The sequence below is a fragment of the Sphingobium sp. AntQ-1 genome (assembly GCF_028538045.1).
GTDB classification, from domain to species: domain Bacteria; phylum Pseudomonadota; class Alphaproteobacteria; order Sphingomonadales; family Sphingomonadaceae; genus Sphingobium; species Sphingobium cupriresistens.
This window is the reverse complement of the sequence record NZ_CP117159.1, coordinates 160,512-179,885: the sequence shown is the minus strand read 5'-3', so window position 1 is coordinate 179,885 and position 19,374 is coordinate 160,512. Positions and strand designations below refer to the sequence as shown.

Genomic DNA, 19,374 nt, shown 5'->3' with positions numbered 1-19,374 from the left:
GCATGACGATGACCCACGATGGCGTACAGCACCGCACCTGCCCCCTGTGCGAGGGGATGTGCGGGGTTACCGTGACCGTGGAGGGCGGACGGGCGGCGACCGTCCGCCCCAACAAGCAGGATCGTTGGAGCCTGGGCCATATCTGCCCCAAAGGCACGACGCTCGGCGCGCTCCATCATGATCCCGACCGGCTTCGCACGCCCATGATCCGCGACGGGAGCGAGTGGAAAAGCGCCTCGTGGGAGGCCGCGTTCGATCGTCTGGAGACATTGGTCGCAGGGCTGCGCGAGCGCCACGGCCCCCATGCGTTCGCGGCTTATGGTGGCAATATGGCGGGCAAGGACGCCACGCTGTCGCGCTATTCGGGTCTGATGCTGGCAACGTCGGGCATTAAACAGGTCTATTCGTCTGGCACGGTCGATCAGCACCCCAAGAATCTGTCGGCCATGCTGATGTTCGGCAATGAATGGAAAATACCCATTCCAGACCTCGATCATACCGACTTGTTCGTCATCTTCGGCGGCAATCCGGCCGCGTCGAAGGGCAGCATCTTTTCCCATCGCGATGTGATGGGTGCGATGCGGGATCTGCGCGCGCGCGGCGGGCGCGTCATCGTGATCGATCCCGTCCGCACCCAGACGGCAAGGTCGGCCGACCAGTGGATCGGCCTGAAGCCCGGCAGCGACGCGGCCTTCATGCTCGGCATCGCCCATGTCCTCTTCGCCCGCGACGCTGTGCGGTTGCGGCACCTCGACGGCCTGGTTAACGGGCTGGAGACGCTGCGGGAGATCGTCACCGGGTTCAGCCCCCAATGGGTCGCCCATCATTGCGGCATCGATGCCATCGTCATCGAAAACCTGGCCGACGAACTGATCCGCACCGAACGATCCGCCATCTACGGCCGCATCGGCACCTGTACTCAGACATTCGGCACGCTGGCGTCCTGGATGATCGACGTGCTGGCGATACTGACGGGCAATCTGGACCGGCAGGGCGGCAGCATGTGGAGCCGCCCCGTCGCTCCGCTGGTCGACATGCTGGCGACGCTGCCCGCCGACATGCCGGTCGTCATGGGCAAGAGCCGGGTGCGCGGCGTCCCCGCAGTGCTGGGCCAATTCCCTGCCTCCTGCATGGCCGAGGAAATTGCTACGCCGGGACCAGGCCAGATCAAGGGGCTGCTGACTTTCGCCGCTAATCCGGCGCTCAGCGCCCCGGATTCAGGTAAGCTCGCCCAGGCGCTACCGCTGCTGGAATGCATGGTCAGCTTGGACAATTATCTCAACGAAACGACCCGCCACGCCCATGTTATCCTGCCCAGCCCATCTTTCTTGGAAAGCGCGCATTATGACATGTGGTCCTGGATTTTCTGCCTCACTAGCGGCGGCCATTATTCGCCACCAGTCTTTCCAGTTACCGATCGCCCGGACCATTGGCGCGTCGTCGCCCGCGTCGGCGCGATCATCGGTGGCCAGCCGGGTGCCGATATCGACGCTATGGACGATGGCTATTTCCGCGCACTCGCTACCGGACGCGGGATCGATCCTACCATGGCGATCGCGGCGCTGCCCGACCGTGGACCGGATCGCATCCTCGATCTGGCGATCCGCACCGGCCCGTTCGGCGATCGCTTCGGCACGGTAGGCAACGGCCTGACGCTCGATAGTTTCCGCGATCAGCCTAACGGCCTGATCGTCGCGCCCGCTATCCCCCGCGCGCATGAGGGGTTCGAAACCGCATCCGGCAAGATCGACCTCACGCCCGCCCTCATCCTGTCCGACCTTCCCCGGCTGGAGCGGGCCTTGGTCGCCAATGATCCCTCGCTCGTCCTCGTCAGTCGCCGTCATCTCCGCTCGCTCAACAGTTGGATGCACAACATCGATACGCTGGTGAAGGGCAAGGATCGCTGCACCCTGCAAATGCACAGCGTCGATGCCGCCACCCATGGACTAGCCAACGGCGATCTGGTCGCGCTGACCTCTGCATCGGGTGAAATCCATGTACCGCTGGAGATTGACGACGACATCCGCCCCGGCGTGGTGTCGATGCCGCACGGCTGGGGGCATCGCGATCCACAGACCCAAATCGCGATCGCTCAGGCGCACGCCGGGGCCAACACCAATATCCTCAGCCCCGGCACGATGGTCGACGTCATTTCGGGCAATGCCGTGCTGAACGGCATCCCGGTTCAGGTCCGCAAGGCTGATCGTCAACCCCGCGAAACAATTGGAGCAACTGCGTGAACAAGATAATGGGTTCCTTGTCCGGCGTGATCGGTTTCGCCCTGATCGCATTCGGCGTCTACGCCCTGGTCGCAACGACCGCCATTACCGACATGACCGCGCTGCAACCCAGGGGGGTGGCAGGCCTCAACGAAGCCCGCGCGATTTACGCTGGCTCCTTCTGGGCCATGGGGGGGATTATCCTCTACGGCCTTGCAACCCCGCGTTTTCGGCAACCCCTGTTACTCGCCGTTGGCGTGATCTTTGCAGGCTTCGTGGCCGCACGAATCATTTCGATCGCGATGGATGGCTATGCGCCGATCCTTGCAGCGTCAATCGGATCGGAAGTCGTCGCGGCTCTCATCCTGATCGCCGCGAGCCGGACCGCGCACGTATCCTCAGTCTGACAGCGCCGCCTGGCCGCCCACCGCGACATCGTGCGGATAGGGCGCGCCGGGCAGTCGGGCGGCCGCGAAAAACTCCACCGCCTGTGCTGCTTCCACCAGCCCCAGCGCCACGCGATACAGCCGCGCTTCAGCCGATGGCAGAGTGTCCGATCCGAACGCATCGAGATGCGCCATCATATCGGCAAGCCGAGGCGCGGTAGCATCGTAAAACTGCTTCAGTGCATCGAACGGCATGTCCTGCCGCGCGCGATAGCGGCTTTCCATCGTCTCCAGTCCGATCCACAAATGGGCGAATTGTTCCAGATCGGCGAAGGCCGCGGGCAGGTTGGCACTCATGCCGCGCTCCTCATGTTCGCCTGCGCTCCGTTCAAAACGGATCGGATCACCGCCGCGCGGTGTCGGGGAAGCATTTCCGCCTCGCCATAATAGAAGCTCTCGGTCGCGCCGGACGCCAGCCCCTTTTGCTGCCGTGCCATGACCATGAAATCCTCCATCCCCGAATCCCGCGCGAATGTGGTTGCCTGGGCGATCGCCAAGCGTTCGCTGGCCGTAACGGGGGCATGATAATAATAATGCGCAGTCCAGCGGTGGCTCTGCGCCGTCAGCGGCCAATGCTGCTGCGTGAACCAGCCGCCTGCACCGGGATGGATCATGAAATTGGGGAATATCGCCAGCGACGCAGGCGTTTCTGCGCTCGGATAGCCCTCACCCGCTACACGTCCGGCTAACGCCCCCATCGTCTGCACCGCAAAGGACTGGACGAGCCGCTCGGCGCGCGGTCGCCAGCCCGGATTGCCCTGCGACCAGCCTGCGGCGTGCGGCCCGGCAAAGGCCATCTTGCGAAATTCGGAAAAAGGGTTGGCAGGCGTCACCGATATTTCGCGGATCGTCAGCGCATGGACGGTGCCGACATGATAGCCCTCATATTGCGGGTCGAGCCCCGCCTTCCAGTTGGCTGAGACTTCGTATGAAAGGCTGTCCCGGTGGGTGAAGGGGACCAGCGTGGTCGTCTCCAGCAGCGGCGCGATGCCACCCAGAAACGCCCGGAGAGAAAAGGCGGGCTGCGGATCGAGATTGATGAAAACGAACCCGGCAAACACGTCTATCTCGATCGGCACCAACCCCAGATCATCCGCATCCAGCGACGGAAAACACCGCTGGTTGGGAATGGCCTTCAAGCTGCCATCCAGGCGGAAGGTCCAGCTATGATAGGGGCAGCGAAATGCCTCCGCCTTGCCGCAAGGGCCATCGGCGACGGGCATCCCGCGATGGCGACAGACATTGTGGAAGGCGCGCAGCACATCGTCCTTGCCCCGCACGATCAGCACAGACACGCCGCAAATCTCGACATCGCGCACAACATAATCGCCCGGTTTCGGCAGATCCTCCGCGCGCACCATATAAAGCCAGCATCGTCGATATATCGCGTCGCGCTCGGCCGCATGCTGGGCCACGCTCCAGAAGCTGTCCGCCGCTACACGACCATCGCGCAGGATCGCGGCGTCCGGCATCATCATCCCATGTCCCAGATCAAAACCGCCTTCCGGCGTCGCCGACAGTATATTGGTCATGCAACTGGCTCCCGCAGTCCCGCCTTGCCCGCTAGTCTATAGTCGCCGCCTCGCTCGATGCTCTGCCGGAACGCGGGACGGCCATGCAGCCTGTCCAGCCAAGTCACGATATGGGTATAGGCGTCGATCGGCATCAGCGTTTGCGCGATTTCCGGGATGAAGCTCATCTGGATATCGGCAGCAGAAAAATCTTCGCCGAGGAGAAAGGGGCCGTCGGCCAACGCATCGTCGAGATAGGCCAGCGCCTTCGCCAGTTCGACATTGGCTGCCTCATCGATCGGGCTGCCATCCAGACCGAAGGCGCGGGCATAGACCTTTATCATGATCGGGTTCATGCCGGACGACACCGCATAATAGAGCCATTGCCGATACCGTTCATGCGCATCCGTACCGGGCACTGGCGCCAATCGACCATCGCCATGCCGCTCGATGATATGCTCCGTAATCGCGCCCGATTCGATGACGATCCGTCCCTCATCCTCGATCATCGGCGATTTGCCGACTGGATGCAGCGCCTTGAGCGCGGGTGGCGCCATCATCGTTACCTGATGCCGCTGATAGGGCACCAGATCATAGGGCAGGCCTAGTTCTTCGAGCAGCCATATCGTCTTCTGAGCGCGGGAATCGTTGAGGTGATGCACAGTCAGCATTGTGGGTGACTTTCAATCTGGAGAAGGAGCCGATCAGCACCGCGTCCGATACTCGACCGGCGTCATGCCCGTCGTCTTGCGAAAGGCGGCCGTAAACGCCGCTGCGCTGGCAAAGCCGCAGGAATAGGCGACTTGCTTGACCATCAATTTCTGGTCGTCGAGCAGCGCCTTCGCGCGGTTCAGGCGCTCCCGCGCGATGTAATGGCGCAGCGTAACGCCCGTGGCGCGCTTCACCAGCGGTGACAAGGCACGCGACGTCACGCCACAATGTTGTGCCAGATCGACCACCGTAGGCAATTTGCCGCTTTCATGCAGAACCTGCCGCAACATCGTCATCTGGCCTGGCGAAAGGGCGCCGTCGCACTCCTGCGGCACCGGTTGCCCCAGCGTCGCACGGCGTATCTCACCGCAAATGGCGAACAGCAGCGACCGGACCATGAACCCGCTGTCGAGGCCCGGCGTGACGACCTCGTCAGCGATACGGGTCAGGCCGGCCTGAAGGAAAGGGCTGTCGAGATTGAACTGATGGTCCCCGTCGAGACTGGAGAGGAACGACAGCAATTCGGGATAGTCGGCCAGTAATTCGGTCCGAAAGCTGCAGGATATGGTCCGAAGGCGGCCGCTGTTCCAGCGCGTCCGCACCGCCTGCCCTGGCGGCACGAGGATGACGGCATGAGACGTCACGAAGTTGCGCCCCGGACGTGCGCATTCGATATCATCCTCCCGGTACATTAGCCATTCCAGGAAGAATTGATCCGACAGGATTGTTGCTTCGCCAGGCTGCGACCATCGGACATTGTCGACCCGCACCGAATAATCCGGGTCCACAAGCGCGCCTTCCAGCATTCCGGTATAGAGCATTTCACCCCTGAAAGCCTGCTCCTGCTCCATGCGCCTATCCTCTTTCTAGATATGGGTGGCCGAATCGTGCGCCATGACAGTCGTCGAAGGCGGATCGGAAAAAGCCAGCCGATCGATAGGGCCGGGCGCTCTATCCACGATGGGTCCAGGGTAGCCACGCAGCAATTGCAGCGCGCGCATCGTCCGGCGATGGAACAGGCCGATCAGATCGGCTTCCTTATCTGGCCCGGCGGCCAGCACATATTGTTCCAGCGTCGCCTCGGCCGCTGCCGCGCTTGCGAAACTTTGGCCCAGCAACTGCTCTGCCTCCGATCGATCGCGGCGCGCAATCTCGTGGCCGATGGCGTCGCGGCGCTGTACATAGCGGGCGAGCGACAAGGCTGGAGGTTCGCGCAATCGTCCGCGCGCCGCTGGCAGATCGGTACAACTCGCGACCAAATTATCATAAATGATGTCGGTCGCTTTTTCGACGGTTACAAGATCGGCGACAGGTGTCAGATCGACCCTGCGCACCTGCGCCAATGTTTCCAAAGCAGCGCGCCTACAGCCAAGATCCCAGGACAGATATTCGACATAGGCAGGCAATTGGCGCTGCGTGCGGAGTGCCGACTCCATCCGCATCGGCACAGCAAGGAAAGACGCGATGGTGTGAAAATCGAGCGCCACCCAGTCGATCAGGTTACCGCTTTCCACGACATAGCGCTGCAACAACGACGTCAGATCGCCGATCGGTTCGTTGATGTCGCGCACCCTGATCGATGCTAGGTCCGCCATGGGGTCGCCTAAATGCGCCAGTTCCAAATCATAAATATGGGTGATCCTGTCCCCATCATGAAAAAACTGCGGCGCGTCGGCGATCAGCAGCGCCGTTTCCGTGCGATGCAGCGGAAGATTGCCCAGCACCCATTTACGTAGAAAGGCGATCAATGGATCGGGACCATCGCGATGGCTTTGATACTGTTGATCCGCATCATCAAAATAGGCGAGCGCAATGGCTTGCGGGCTTTGCGGTTGTGGCAATCCGATCCCTGCGGCCTTTACTGTATCGATCCGGTGAACGGACGCCATGATCGCCATATAATCGCTGACCAGCCGATGCAGGTTTGCGTCGCGGTCGGCGCCGCCCGCGAAAGCCGTCGCGTCGATGCGCTCCATGGCAATCGCCGCGGGGTTGTCGCACCAGCCATGGATATGCGGTACGGCGATGCCCTCGTCCGCCAGCAACCGCAAGACATCATGTTCTACGCGCAACGGCTGCGTTTCCTGGCCCGCACCGCGATCGCCGCGAATATGGATATGGATTACGCCCTCCGGCGTGCGGACCGATACGTTCCACGCCGGGCGCCATCCCGGCAGGATATCCATGGCGACAATATCGCCCATCGTCGCTTCGATCCAGCGCTGGATATTTTGCTCAGCTATCAAGTTCGGCTGGTCGGTCACCAGGCATCCTCATGCATGTTCGTCACACCGCAACGTGGATGCAATCTTTATGTGAACAGCGTTATCCTAATAGGGTAACGCTGTTCATTCAAGCGAATTTATCGGGGGGCAATGCGCCGTGATTGCGCTATTCAGCACCCGACATCAGACAGGAAGGCGCGCAATGGAGAGAAATGCTAAGGGCCATCAAGATATTCTAGTCGCTGGCACCACGGCATCACCTAGTCGGGCGCGCAGCGCAGAGGCTAAGGATCATGTGCGGCAAGCATTGATTGACGCGGGACGTCATCTGCTGCTGGCCAAGCCCTCAGGACCGATATCGCTCCGTGGAATTGCCCGTCATGCCGGCTATTCCTCCGGTGTCGTGTATCGGTATTTTGCGGATCGCGATTCACTGTTTCTCGCGATCCGTGACAGCGAATTGGCCAATTTCGCTGATAGGCTAGAGATGGAATTCGCCACATATGACGACGCGGAAAAGCGCCTGATCGCCGTTGCCGATCGGGCCTTCGATTTTTCACGCGACCAGATCGCCGCCTTCGGCATGAATAGCTTGTTCCTGTTCTGGTTCGACACCGCTGGCACGCAGAATGGCGCTCCCATTCGTGATACTGCACCCGCAGCAGCGCGCATCCATGCCTTTTTCGAACAGGCGGTCAGCTCCGTAATGGCACCCAGTTCGCACCAGAATTCGAACATTCAATCGGCAGTAGGTGCCCTGATGGCGTCTATATCAGGGGCCGTACTTTTACCGCGGGGAAGCGATCATGATGATTTCCCAGATGGCTGTATCATACTGCGTGATATCGTCGAAGCATTGATCTGCCGTTGGCAGGCTACGTGGGAGCCGACACATTAATAATTGACGGATGCCGGGCGACCTTGAGGCGCAGATCGAGGCCTTCGTTGAGCACTACAACCATCAGAGGTATCAAGAGAGCCTGAGCAACGTGACGTCCGCCGACGCCTACTTCGGCGGGGGGTCCAGCCATCATAAAGCAGCGCGAAAGGTTCAAGCGGCAGACCATCGAGCATCGGCGTTTGCAACACCGCAAGCTCGCCGCCTAAACCTACCCCCACACGAGGCCACCACTCCGCTAATTTATGCCGCGAAGTGTGCTGAATGTTCTGACGACCGAAAACGTCAAATCATTCTTCATCCTGGCGAAGCCCGCCTTGATATGCACCGCCAAGGCCGCATCGCTGAGCAGACGGTGCGGCTGGTTTGGGCCAATATCGGTGGCTTGCAGCAATCGGTGATGACGATAACCGCTAGCGCTGACCTGCAAAACACGGCACTGCACCACGATCGGCCAGGTGCCACGACGTTGCTCGATCAAGGCATACCTCACCGCGACTTCCTTGCGAATCTACCGCTGTTTTTTAGAATGTGGCTCTCCATGCGCACTCGCACCAGCGCGGCTTCCAGCCGTGCGATCTCCATCTGTTCAAGGCTCACGGCTTTAATGTGAACATCAAGAAGGCGACCGGTAGCCTCCGCCTTTACTCCGTCCTTCGTTTGATACCCCTTCCCTGATCTGTTCATACCAGCCAGGGGAAACGTTAGGCAGGGACAAGCTCACGAAACAAAACCGTTACAAGTCGACTATAATTCGTAGTTCAACGCCAGCTTCCACATTTGCACTGCTGTTTCTGGCGTCAGGTGCCGGTTGAAGTCGCCATTCTGATCGCGATTCGGTAATTGTTCATGTCGATGCCGCTAGATCTCAAATAGCGATGAGAATGGGAGACAGGCGCTCTCTCTCGAAGATGCTGGTGATCTCTGCGGTTGTGGCGTGGTTACGAACCCCTCGACGCTGCCCTCTGCAATGACGAGCGGGGGGCGCGTCGCTAAGCTCGATCTGTCACACTACCTGTGCTATCAACCGCGCTGTTTCGTGATCCTCGAACGCCGTGGTCAGGCGAAAATGGTTCATGACAGTGATCTCCCAGCCATAATTGACCACTGGCGTCGTCAGCCAGCCGATATAGACGCCCCACATCAGGCAGCGGCCAAACTCGGTAAAACTCTCCTCGAACGAGGGGCAATCGGCCACGCCCTCGACCGCCAGCCTATCGAGATAGAAGCGGACCAGATCCTGTTCATGGGCGCGGCGATCCTCCACCGACAGCGCCGTCGTCACAAGATAGCTGACATCATGCATATGATGGCCGCGACAGGTGAGTTGCCAGTCGAGCAGCCCACCCGACCCATCGGGCAATATATAGCTGTTACCGATATGCATGTCGCCCTCGACCAGCGTTTGCGGCAGGCTCTGCTGGTGCCGGTGCAGCGCCAAGGTGCCGTTGCGTAGGGCAGGGCCGGTCGTGCGCAGTCGCTGCACCATTTCGCGCTTGAATGACACCGTGTCGATCTCATGCTGGATCAGCGGCTCGGCCCCCACCATCATCAGTTCCGCCACCTTGCCCTCGACATGGCTGCACGCCCAGGCCAGATCGCCGCCGGGCCGCAGGCGGGGGCTTTCCCAGAAGCGGGCGTGCAGCTTTGCCTGCTGCGACAGGATGGATCGCACATTGTCGAGCGTTACCGGCGACAGGACGCTGGGGAAGGTCGCGCCGCGCAGGGTCAGGTCTTCCAGCACGATGGCAAAGTCGCTCGATACCGCATCGAAGCCCGCGCCGAAACTGCGCGGCGTCTCCAGGTCCAGTCCGGGACGGACGCGATTGTAGAAATTGACTTCATTTTCGTAGAAGGGCGCCAATATCTTGTCGACGCCGCGCGCAACCTTCACGACCAGGCGGGTAGGCAGGTCCGCCGGACTGCCCGGCCCATAACGGACATTGACGATCACGCGCCCCGCCGTGGACACGAACTGCTCGCCATAGGTCTTGGCCTCCACCATATCGACATGAGTGACGGTCACGCCCGGCACGGCCTGCGCCATCAGCCTGGTCAGATAGGCGGGCGTGATGTCCGCCGCCGATGTCGGGTGCGCCAGTGGGTCGGCCATACAAAGCTATCCTTTTCTGCTATATTATCTCGGCGGGGCTAACCGGCCATGATCCCGCCATCGACCGCCCAGCAAGCGCCATGCACCCGGCGCGCGCGGTCAGACGCCAGGAACAATAGCGGTTCCACCACATCCTCTGGCGGGCAGGGCGGCCGCATCCCGGTGTAGCGGGCCAGCAATCGGGGATCGGCGAAGTCAGGAAACGCCATGCCCTGCAACATTTCCGTCCGCATCGGGCCAGGGGCCAGGACATTGATCCTGACCGGACTGTCCATCATCTCCATCGCCAGCGACAGGGTCAGGCCGACAAGGCCGAATTTGGACGCGGTGTAGGGGGCCAGATAGGCCTGGCCCATGAAGCCCGCGGTGGACGCCACGCTGATGATATTGCCGTGGCTTTTGACCAGATGCGGCATCGCCGCCTGCATCAGGAAGAAGGGACCGGACAGGTTGGACGCGATGGTGCGATGCCATTCGTCGGCCGTGACGTCCGACAGTTGGTGGAACATCACATCGGCGGCGATATTGCACAGCACGTCCAGCCGCCCGAACGCCGCAATGGCGGCTGCGATCGACGCGGCGCAATCATCGGCATGGCCCAGGTCGAAGGGCAGTTCCACGCTGCGGCCGCCCGCTTCCCCGATCAACCGCGCGGTTTCGTCCAGCTTGTCTGCGCTGCGCCCCAACAGGCACAGCGCCGCCCCCTCCCGCGCGAAGGCCAGGCTGGCGGCACGGCCCAATCCCGATCCTGCCCCGGTGACGAGGACGACCTTGCCGGCAAATTCCATCACCAGCGCCGCCGCCATTGCGCCCCGCGCCTACGTCGACGGAGGGCTTCGTCACGCTGCTCTGGCGTCACCACGGGCGTATCGCTGGGCAGGTGCGCGCGTATCTTGGCCGCCGGCACGATTTTCAGCAGCGGCTCCGGCCCCGAACTCGCGCCGGTCCAGCGCAGCATCAGCGACCCCTCCAGTCGCCCGGCCGGGTCCAGCCAGTTGGGCACGCCGGGATCGTCGATCGCGATCACGGCGCGAAACCGCCCGTCGCTGTCCAGAACGGCCTGGCCGCCATTCAGGCTCGACTGGTGGTTGATCCAGTCGATCGTGTTCCACAGCGGATCGTTCAGCTGCACATTCCAGTAGCGGACCTGATCGGGCATCGCGGTGTCGATAATCATCGCCTCGCCCGGTTCCAGCCGGAAGATGCCCTGATAATAATGCTGCCCGGCCACGCCGCCACGCCCGGCCCAGTCGTCATATTCTAGGCGGTTAACAAAGCCCTGCGCCCGCTGCTGCTGGCCATAGCCCAGCGCGAAACCGGCATAGCGTTCGACGAAGGCGGACAGGCGATCGAGCCGATGCACGATCTCGGCCGCAGGCATGGGTGCGCCGCCCACGGGCCGGTCGACCCTCTCGATGGCGATGCGCAATTCCTGGCCCACGCCCCAGTCATAATAAGCGTGGCGCAGGCCGATGGTGACGGCGCGCGGATCGAGCGGGAACCAGTCGCCCGCATGACCGTCCGGCCGTTCGCCACCGACCAATATGTCGAACGCCCCGTCCGGTCCCAGCGTGCAGGCGTCCAAGTCGATCATGCCGACCGATGGCCCCAGTTGCTCCATCGGCCCCAGCCCGCCCGCGACCAGATCGATGAATATGAACACCCCGTCGCCCCGCTGGCCCGACAGCCGATACACGCCGCCGCCATCGATCCGCGCCGCGCCATAGATGAAGTCGGGATTGACCCCGACGGTGTTCAGGACATTGCTGACCGACGGCACGAAATCCGGCCGGTCGGCGTCGGCAAAGGCAGTCTGATAACCAGTGGCGAGCGCCGCGAAGAGCAGGCGGTGCGCCTCCGCCCGTGCCTGCGGGTCAGCGGGGTCCGCCAAGCTGTCCAATACGCTGTCCGCTTTGGCCATCGTCTCCAGCCAGCCGCGCCAGGCGGACGGATCAGATATAGGCACGGTAAGTCTCGATATAGTCGGCAAACCGCTCACTGACCTGACCGGTGGTCAGGCCATAATCGGCCAGCGTATAGCTGCGCGCGCCATGCTTGCCCGCCGGATTGTCGTGCAGCCAGCCAAGGATGCCCGCTTCCGATTCCGGGGTGAAGTCCCAGCCGAAATGGTCGTAGGCGGCGCGGATGGTGGCGACCGGATCGGCGACCAGATCCTTGTAGCGCATGTCGTGGATCGGCAGGTCGGGATGCGCCTTACGATAGTCCATGCTGCACTTCACCCCGTCCCACCACAGTTGCAGAAATTCGGCCCCCAGCGCGTGCAGGTCGAGCTTATCGTAGGACGGCCCGCGAATGACGCTGATCAGTTGCGAAATGGAGGCGATGACGGTGGTAGGGTCGCGATGAGGCTGAATGAAGATTGCGTCGGGATAGACGCTGCGCAATGCGGGCAGCTTGTACATATGCTCCTGAATCTTGAGCACCCAATGCTTGCCGGGATGGCGCCAGCCCAGATGCTGGAGCCACATCTTGTGTACCTCATAGCGGAAGGTCGCGTCGATCCCCTTGAACCAGTCGTAGAAGCGCGGGAGATGCTGGAACATGCAGGGATTGCTGCTCTGGAACGACGTGGTCATGAACGACCCGCATTCCTGCGGTATCATCGCGCCCAGCGGATGGGCCTTCAGCAATTCGTCGGCATCCGCGCCCAGCTGCGCGCGCAGATGCGCGTCGAAGCGGGCGATGCGCGGGTCGGTGTCCGCCGTCGCGGCCTCTGGCGGGGGCGAGGGTTCGGCTACTTCCCACATCAGCGGGGTGCGGATCTGCGGGTCGCCATCCATCAACGCATGGAGGAAACTGGTGCCGCAGCGGGGCAGGCCCAGGATGAACAGTGGTTGCCTGATCTCCACATCGGCAATGTCGGGATAGCGCGCGCGATCGTCGGCGATGGCTTTCAGGCGCGACAGGTCATCGTTGACGATATGCAGGGCGCGGGCATGACCGTTAGCGTTGAGGTCGCGGTCCTCCGCCATCGACGCCAGCAATATCGTCAGGCCGGGCCTCACATTGTCGCGCAGATAGCCGGGCAGGGGATGGCGGTCCAGAAGCGTATCGGCGTCGGGGAATTCATGGGCGCTGCTGATCGTTGCCATGGCTCAGATCCCCACCGGATAGAATATCGACTTCTGGTTCTGATATTCGTGCAGCCAGTCGGGACCGTATTCGCGCCCGACGCCTGATCGCTTGTAGCCGCCGATCGGCGCATAGCTCATGCGCCCAGTGCCTCCGTTCAGCATGACGCTGCCTGACCGGATTTGCAGGGCCATTTCGTATCCCTTGGCCGCGTCCGCCGTCTCGACGCCGCCATTCAAGCCGTAGCGGCTATCATTGGCGATGCGGACCGCTTCCTCGTCACTGTCGAAGCCGATGATGCAGCCGACCGGGCCGAACACCTCTTCCTGCGCGATGGTCATGGCGTTGTCGACATCGTCGAAAATCGTGATGTCGGTGAAGAAGCCCTTGTCCAGGCCCGCAGGCCGCCCGCCGCCATGGACGATCTTTGCGCCTTCGTCGCGGCCGATGGCGATCAGATTTTCGACCTTGCTCCGCTGCGATTCGCGGATCAACGGCCCCATCGCCACGGACGGATCGATCGGATCCCCGATCTTGAAATGGCTGGCGACGGCGCAGGCGGTTTCCACGAACGCCTTGCGGATGCTGTTATGGACGACCAGGCGGGTAAGGAGCGCGCAGCCCTGACCCGCATTGACGGACAGTATGGCGACCGCCATCGCCGCCGCCCGCGCGACATCGGCATCGTGCCGCACGATCAGCGCCGACTTGCCGCCCAGTTCCAGATGCACGCGCTTGAGCGTCGGGGCGGCCTGCGCCATGATCGCCGCGCCGACGCCTTCGGACCCGGTGAAGCTGATCAGGTCGACGCGCGGGTCGCTGGTCAGCATCGTGCCGACCTTCGGCCCGCCGGTGATGACGTTCAGCACCCCCTTGGGCAGGCCGATTTCCTCGGCAATCTCGCCGAACAACAGCGCCGAAAACGGTGTGAAAGGGGAGGGTTTCAACACCAGCGTATTGCCCGCCAGCAGCGCCGGCACGATCTTGGCCAGATTGATGAGAAAAGGGAAATTATAACCGGTGATGCCCGCGACCACGCCCACTGGCTCGCGCACCACCGTTGTCCCTCCCATCTTGCGCGGGCCATCGGGATCGAACGGGTTGGGCGTGATGTCGATCGGCAGGCGGACGCTGTCGTCGCGGGTCGAATGGTCCAGCGCGGCGAGCAGATGGTCGAGCGGGTTGGCGACCTGCATCCCACGGGTCACGCCCTGCGCGCAGCCGACCTCCGCCACGATCAGCGCGACGATCTGCGGCCGTCGCGCGTCCAGCGCCGCGTGCATCCGGCGCAGATAGGTCGCGCGCTCCGACATCGCCATGCGCGGCCAGAGGCCATTGTCGAACGCCTCGCGCGCTGCCGCGATAGCCGCCTCCGCCTCCGCCGCATCGCCCACGGGCGCGTGGCCGATCACCGCTTCGCTCGCCGGATTGATGATGGCGTCTCGCTCTGCGCCTGCGGCAACCCATGCGCCGTCGATGTAGAGTTTGTCGATCGTTGTGAAGGGGATGGTCATGGGTGGATATCCTGTCCGGGCCGCAGGATCATCTCCGCAGCGTTAAGGGCGATCGCCATGGCTGGCGCATTGGTGTTGCCCGACACGATGGTCGGCATGATGGAGGTGTCGACCACGCGCAGGCCGGTGACGCCACGCACGCGCAACTGCGGGTCGAGTACGGCGTCCGCATCCGCGCCCATCCGGCACGTCCCGCAAATGTGGAAGGACGTGCCGCCAAGACCGATCGCATTGGCCAATATGTCCTCGTCCGTCTCTATGCCCACGGTCTTGCCCGTCTCCGCGACGATCCAGTCCTTGAGCGCGGGTTGCGTGGCCAGATCGCGGAGCCAGCGGAACAGGGCGACGAAGTGCCGCCGGTCGGTATCGGTGGCCAGGTGATTGGCGTCGATGACGGGCGGCGCATCGGGATCGGCGGAACTGATCCGCACCTGCCCCTGGCTGTCGGGCCGCAGATAATAGGCGATGACGGTCATCCCCGGATAGGGGTCCAGCGCCACCGCGCCCTTGGCATTGGTATGGAAGGAATAGAGCCCCAGGCCGATCTGCGCATCGGGCCGGTCGGGCGACGCCTGCGTCTTGATGAAGCCACCCACTTCATGCGCGGCGTGGGTCAGCGCGCCCTTCGATCCGGAGATGTAGCGCAGGACCGATCCCATGAGGCCCAGGCCAGACAGCTTCTGGTTCAGGCTGTTGCCGCGCACCTGATAGGTGAAACCCAGATAGCGATGTTCGCGCAGGTTTGCGCCGACGCCGGGCGCGTCGACCACCACCGGAATGGCCATCGATTCTAGCAGGGCGCGGGGGCCGATGCCTGACAATTGCAGCAATTTGGGGCTCTGAATCGCGCCGGCCGACAGGATGATCTCGCGCCGTACCGCAACCTCATGCACGCCATGCTTGTCGCGCAGCAGGATGCCGCTGGTCCGTTGTCCATCGAACAGGATGCGCTGGACGTCGGTGCCGGTCGCCACGGTCAGGTTCGCGCGTCCCCGCACCGGTTTCAGAAAGGCGCGCGCGGCGGAAAAGCGCTTGCCGCGATAGGTGGATGTTGGCTGATAGCCCATGCCGCCCTGCGTGACGGCGGGGATGTCGTTCATGTCGTCGACCCGCTGCGTCCCGGCCTGCGCCGCCGCGTCCAGGAACGCCTCGCACAGCGGGTCGCCCGCTGGATGGACGCTGACCTTCAGCGGCCCGCCAGTGCCGCGCCATGGCTTCGCGCCCAGCGCATGATCCTCTAGCGCGACGAAGTGACGACCCATCCGGTCCCAGCCCCAGCCGGTGCAGCCTGCCGCTTCCCATGCGTCATAATCGGCGGGCGCGCCGCGCACATAAACCATGCCGTTGACCGAACTCGACCCGCCGACCGTGCGCCCCTTCAACCAGATTTCCTGCGGCCCGTTGCCGCCCGGCGATACGGCATAGTCCCAGACATGGGCATTGCCCGGCGCCAGCAATTTGCCGATGCCGCGCGGCATTGCGATCAGGGGGCTATTGTCATCGGGTCCAGCCTCGACCAGCAAGACGGTGACGGTGGGATCGGCGGACAAGCGGTTGGCAAGGACGCAGCCGGATGATCCTGCGCCGACGATGATATAGTCATAGCCATGCAGCATCATGTTGTTCCGGTTCCTCGCCATGACGTTACAGACCACAGACCTGTCCATTGCCCCACCTGTCCTGTGATAGGGGGGCGGGGGTGCGCGCTGTCATCGTCGCCATATTTCCGCTTGGCTTGGCGGGGAGGGCTTGCCATGCGTTTTGGGATGAAAGCGAGATTTGCAGATCATGGCCCCGTCGCGCAGAAATTGCTGCTGGCGGTGGAGGAAATCATTGCCGAGCGCGGCATCGAAGGGGCGTCGATACGGGAAATCCTGCGTGTCGCGAAACAGGGGAACAATTCCGCCATCTATCGCCATTTCGGGTCGAAAGACCGCCTGATCCGGGCGATCTACGACATTCGTCAGGCGGAAGTGGATGATTGCCGGATGATAAGGATGCAGCGTCTGCCCAAGTTGCCGGACGACATTCGCGGCTTGCTGGAACTGTTCCTGCTGCCCGTGCTGGACGCGTTTGCAGGGCGGCAGCGCTGGATCTATTCGCAATTCATCCTGCATCTGATCCTCAACGACCCGTTCGATGAAGCCTTTGATACAAGGCATGAAGAGCCGGCGGTTCGCCTGGTGCATCAGGCGCTTCGCACGCGCTGCGCCGATATGTCGGATCAGGTATTCACCATGCGCCTTTCCGTGGCGGTGACCAATTTCCTGATGGGGGTCAGCTATGGCGATCGTGTCGCCAATCTGACCGGCGGGCGCTATCCGCAGTCCGATCAATATCTGGAGGATTTGATCGCCACCGGTTGCGCCTTGCTGATGCAGCCGCCCTTCGACGATAACGACGGGACGGCCGGGTCGGCGGCGAACCAGGGTTGCCCTTTCCAAGGATAGGCTGTGTAAAGGCGATCGTCTTCTAACTCTCTTGCCAATGCTGGCAAAAGTCAGGCCCGCGCGGTCGTATGGCTTTGCGATTCAGGGAGAGACGGATGACGAAACGGCGCAAGCCAGTCTGGGCGCAGATCATGCCGATGCCCGGCGCGGATCTGGTCGGCATCGCTCAATCCCTCGAAGCGGCGGGCGTGGAAGGGCTGTGGGCGCCGCAGATGTTCGGTGCGCCCTTCACGACATTGGCCGCCGTGGCGCCGGCGACGCAGCGGGTCAAGCTGGGGACGGGCATCGCACTCGCCTTTGTGCGCAGTCCGCTCGAAACGGCGTGCAGCGCGATCGATCTTGACCTTGTCAGCGATGGACGGGTCGTGCTGGGTCTGGGGTCCAGCGCGCAGAGCCAGGTCGAAGGCTCCTTTGGCAGCGTCTATGGCAAGCCGCTCGCCCATATGCGGGAAATTGTCGGCATGATCCGCGCCATCGTGACCAAGGGACATAGCGGCGAACTGACGGAACTGGGCGGCGACTATCATCGGCTGGACCTGTCCCATTTCCGCCTGCTGCACCCGCCTCTGCGCGCGCACATCCCGATCATCCTGCCCGCCCTGTTTCAAAAGGCCAGCACCCAGGCCGCCGAGATCGCCGACGGGTTGCTCGGTCACCCCCTGTGGAACGATGCCTGGATTGATCGGGAAGTGATGCCCGCCATCAAGGCTGGGCTGGACCTGTCGGGCCGGGCGCGGGATGCTTTCACGCTCAATATATCGATCTTCACCGCCATTTCCGATGACCGGCGCGAGGCGACGGACGATTGTCGGGCAACGATCGCTTATTATAGTCAATCGCCCCAATATCTGCGTTATTTCCAAGAGATCGGCTTCGGGCGAGAGGCGGCGGCGATACAGGCTGCGTTCGCGCGGGGGGATTATCAGGCGATGACAGCGGCGTGCACGGACGCCATGGTGAACAGCATCGCCATCATCGGTCCGCGTGACGAGGTGCGCGATCGCGTGGCGCAACGCGCGGCGCAGGCAGACGCGATCACGCCGGTTATCCCCCATTATGGCCTGTCGCCCGAAAAATCGGCGATATATGGTCAGCGCATTGCCGACGCCTTTTATGACTGACGTCGCACACCGGCCGGTCGCGGCCATGGCGGGAGGCGGTCTTTATAATCGCCATTCCGGTTTACAACAGGCCAATCTGCAAAGCGCGCTCCCCTTGCTGGAAGCGGCAGCGCGCAGCATCGGCGCGCGGTCGCACGGGCCGGTCACCATTGTCGACTATGGCGCATCGCAAGGGCGCAATTCGATGGTGCCGATGGGGTCTGCCATCGACCTTGTGCGAGTCGGGGATGGATCGCGCGCAGTCCAGATCGTTCATACCGACCTGCCTTCCAACGATTTTGCCTCTCTGTTCGCGGTGCTGGACCATGACCCCGCCAGCTACATGGCGGGGCGGGACGGCATTTACCCCAGCGCAATAGGGCGGTCCTATTTCGATCAGATATTGCCCGCGTCCAGCGTGGATATTGGCTGGTCGTCCAACGCATTGCACTGGATGAGCCACAGTCCTGTCGCGGTGGACGATCATGGCTGGGCCATATTCAGCCAATCTGCCGAGGCGCGCGCCGCCGTTGATGCCGTTCTGGCGGACGACTGGTTGCGGTTCCTGGAGGCGCGCCGGGCCGAGTTGCGACCTGGCGGGCAGCTGATCTGCCAATTTATGGGGCGCGGTCCCGACAGTCATGGCTTTGAATGGATGGCCGGGCATTTCTGGCAATCGATCCTCTCGCTACGAGAGGAAGGGTGGCTGACCATGGCGGAAACGTGGCGGATGACAGCGCCATCGGCGGGTCGTTCCATCGAACAAGTCGCCGCACCCTTTGCGTCCAATGGATTGCCCGGACTGGTCATCGACCATCTCTCGCTGGTCGAATCGCCAGATCCCTATTGGGACGCCTATGTGAGAACGGGCGATGCGGCGCTGCTGGGGCGGCAATGGGCTGCGATGATGCGGGCGGCCAATGGCCCGAACCTGATCGCCGCCGTCGATCCGTCACGCGATGCCGCCAAACTGCTCGACCTGTTGGTTGATCGCCTTTCGGCGCGGATCGCCGCTGACCCGCAACGCAGCCAGGCGTTCAACATCCTGCTCGCGGTCCGTCGCGATGCATAGGGCCGATGCCCGATCATAGCTT

Annotated in this window: 18 protein-coding genes and 1 pseudogene; 7 read left to right on the top strand and 12 right to left on the bottom strand. The window is 62.6% G+C overall.

The window, feature by feature from the left end; all coding sequences use genetic code 11:
* Positions 1-2: 2 nt before the first annotated feature.
* The gene (locus tag sphantq_RS19655) at positions 3-2,240 is read left to right on the top strand and encodes a molybdopterin-dependent oxidoreductase (RefSeq protein WP_129927596.1); all 2,238 of its coding nucleotides are present in this window, start codon (positions 3-5) and stop codon (positions 2,238-2,240) included.
* 26 nt (positions 2,241-2,266) lie between these two features.
* Positions 2,267-2,626, top strand: coding sequence for a DUF4345 family protein (locus sphantq_RS19650; RefSeq protein ID WP_242496141.1), 360 nt, complete (start codon positions 2,267-2,269; stop codon positions 2,624-2,626).
* On the opposite strand, the gene sphantq_RS19645 is transcribed toward sphantq_RS19650, so the two are convergent.
* Genes sphantq_RS19645 through sphantq_RS19625 form a run of 5 tightly spaced genes read right to left on the bottom strand, consistent with a single transcriptional unit; the run spans position 2,618 to position 7,151 of the window.
* Positions 2,618-2,962: a hypothetical protein gene (locus tag sphantq_RS19645; RefSeq protein ID WP_129927598.1), complete on the bottom strand. Its 345-nt coding sequence runs from the start codon at positions 2,960-2,962 to the stop codon at positions 2,618-2,620. The genes sphantq_RS19650 and sphantq_RS19645 overlap by 9 nt on opposite strands.
* Positions 2,959-4,197 carry an aromatic ring-hydroxylating oxygenase subunit alpha gene (locus sphantq_RS19640; protein WP_129927599.1) on the bottom strand — a complete coding sequence of 413 codons (1,239 nt, stop codon included), beginning with the start codon at positions 4,195-4,197 and terminating at the stop codon, positions 2,959-2,961. Before sphantq_RS19640 ends, sphantq_RS19645 begins: the two co-directional genes overlap by 4 nt.
* Positions 4,194-4,847: a glutathione S-transferase family protein gene (locus sphantq_RS19635; RefSeq protein ID WP_129927600.1), complete on the bottom strand. Its 654-nt coding sequence runs from the start codon at positions 4,845-4,847 to the stop codon at positions 4,194-4,196. The genes sphantq_RS19640 and sphantq_RS19635 overlap by 4 nt, the downstream gene beginning before the upstream one ends.
* Positions 4,848-4,880: 33 nt before the next feature.
* Positions 4,881-5,738 (bottom strand): helix-turn-helix transcriptional regulator, encoded by an 858-nt coding sequence (locus sphantq_RS19630; protein WP_272800479.1) that lies wholly within the window; start codon positions 5,736-5,738, stop codon positions 4,881-4,883.
* Between the two features lie 15 nt (positions 5,739-5,753).
* A complete protein-coding gene (locus tag sphantq_RS19625; protein WP_129927602.1) occupies positions 5,754-7,151 on the bottom strand; it encodes a phosphotransferase in 1,398 nt (465 codons plus the stop codon).
* A gap of 163 nt (positions 7,152-7,314) precedes the next feature.
* Here sphantq_RS19625 and sphantq_RS19620 point away from each other — a divergent pair, with 163 nt between their 5' ends.
* Together sphantq_RS19620 and sphantq_RS19615 are read left to right on the top strand one after the other, a co-directional pair.
* A complete protein-coding gene (locus sphantq_RS19620) occupies positions 7,315-8,010 on the top strand; it encodes a TetR/AcrR family transcriptional regulator (RefSeq protein ID WP_129927603.1) in 696 nt (231 codons plus the stop codon).
* A gap of 10 nt (positions 8,011-8,020) precedes the next feature.
* A pseudogene (locus tag sphantq_RS19615) lies at positions 8,021-8,219 on the top strand (IS3 family transposase); the annotation flags it as partial.
* 29 nt (positions 8,220-8,248) lie between these two features.
* On the opposite strand, the gene sphantq_RS19610 reads toward sphantq_RS19615, so the two are convergent.
* From sphantq_RS19610 to sphantq_RS19580, 7 genes are all read right to left on the bottom strand, one after another.
* Positions 8,249-8,491, bottom strand: a complete 243-nt coding sequence (locus tag sphantq_RS19610; protein ID WP_129927604.1) for a hypothetical protein — start codon at positions 8,489-8,491, stop codon at positions 8,249-8,251.
* A 525-nt stretch (positions 8,492-9,016) separates the two neighbouring features.
* The gene (locus tag sphantq_RS19605) at positions 9,017-10,123 is read right to left on the bottom strand and encodes a phosphotransferase (RefSeq protein ID WP_272800478.1); all 1,107 of its coding nucleotides are present in this window, start codon (positions 10,121-10,123) and stop codon (positions 9,017-9,019) included.
* A 38-nt stretch (positions 10,124-10,161) separates the two neighbouring features.
* A complete protein-coding gene (locus sphantq_RS19600; protein WP_272800477.1) occupies positions 10,162-10,929 on the bottom strand; it encodes an SDR family NAD(P)-dependent oxidoreductase in 768 nt (255 codons plus the stop codon).
* Positions 10,911-12,089: a hypothetical protein gene (locus sphantq_RS19595; protein WP_272800476.1), complete on the bottom strand. Its 1,179-nt coding sequence runs from the start codon at positions 12,087-12,089 to the stop codon at positions 10,911-10,913. Before sphantq_RS19595 ends, sphantq_RS19600 begins: the two co-directional genes overlap by 19 nt.
* Positions 12,076-13,236, bottom strand: a complete 1,161-nt coding sequence (locus sphantq_RS19590; protein ID WP_272800475.1) for a sulfotransferase family protein — start codon at positions 13,234-13,236, stop codon at positions 12,076-12,078. The genes sphantq_RS19595 and sphantq_RS19590 overlap by 14 nt, the downstream gene beginning before the upstream one ends.
* 3 nt (positions 13,237-13,239) lie before the next feature.
* Positions 13,240-14,730, bottom strand: a complete 1,491-nt coding sequence (locus sphantq_RS19585) for an aldehyde dehydrogenase family protein (protein WP_066607638.1) — start codon at positions 14,728-14,730, stop codon at positions 13,240-13,242.
* Positions 14,727-16,349, bottom strand: coding sequence for a GMC family oxidoreductase (locus tag sphantq_RS19580; RefSeq protein WP_272800474.1), 1,623 nt, complete (start codon positions 16,347-16,349; stop codon positions 14,727-14,729). The genes sphantq_RS19585 and sphantq_RS19580 overlap by 4 nt, the downstream gene beginning before the upstream one ends.
* 147 nt (positions 16,350-16,496) lie before the next feature.
* On the opposite strand from sphantq_RS19580, the gene sphantq_RS19575 reads away from it, so the two are divergent.
* From sphantq_RS19575 to sphantq_RS19565, 3 genes are all read left to right on the top strand, one after another.
* Complete coding sequence (locus tag sphantq_RS19575) at positions 16,497-17,180, top strand: TetR/AcrR family transcriptional regulator (protein WP_272800473.1); 684 nt, start codon at positions 16,497-16,499, stop codon at positions 17,178-17,180.
* A gap of 95 nt (positions 17,181-17,275) precedes the next feature.
* Complete coding sequence (locus sphantq_RS19570) at positions 17,276-18,301, top strand: LLM class flavin-dependent oxidoreductase (protein ID WP_129926225.1); 1,026 nt, start codon at positions 17,276-17,278, stop codon at positions 18,299-18,301.
* Entirely contained in the window at positions 18,294-19,352 is a 1,059-nt protein-coding gene (locus tag sphantq_RS19565; protein ID WP_066607646.1) for a hypothetical protein, read from the top strand. Before sphantq_RS19570 ends, sphantq_RS19565 begins: the two co-directional genes overlap by 8 nt.
* Positions 19,353-19,374 lie beyond the last annotated feature (22 nt).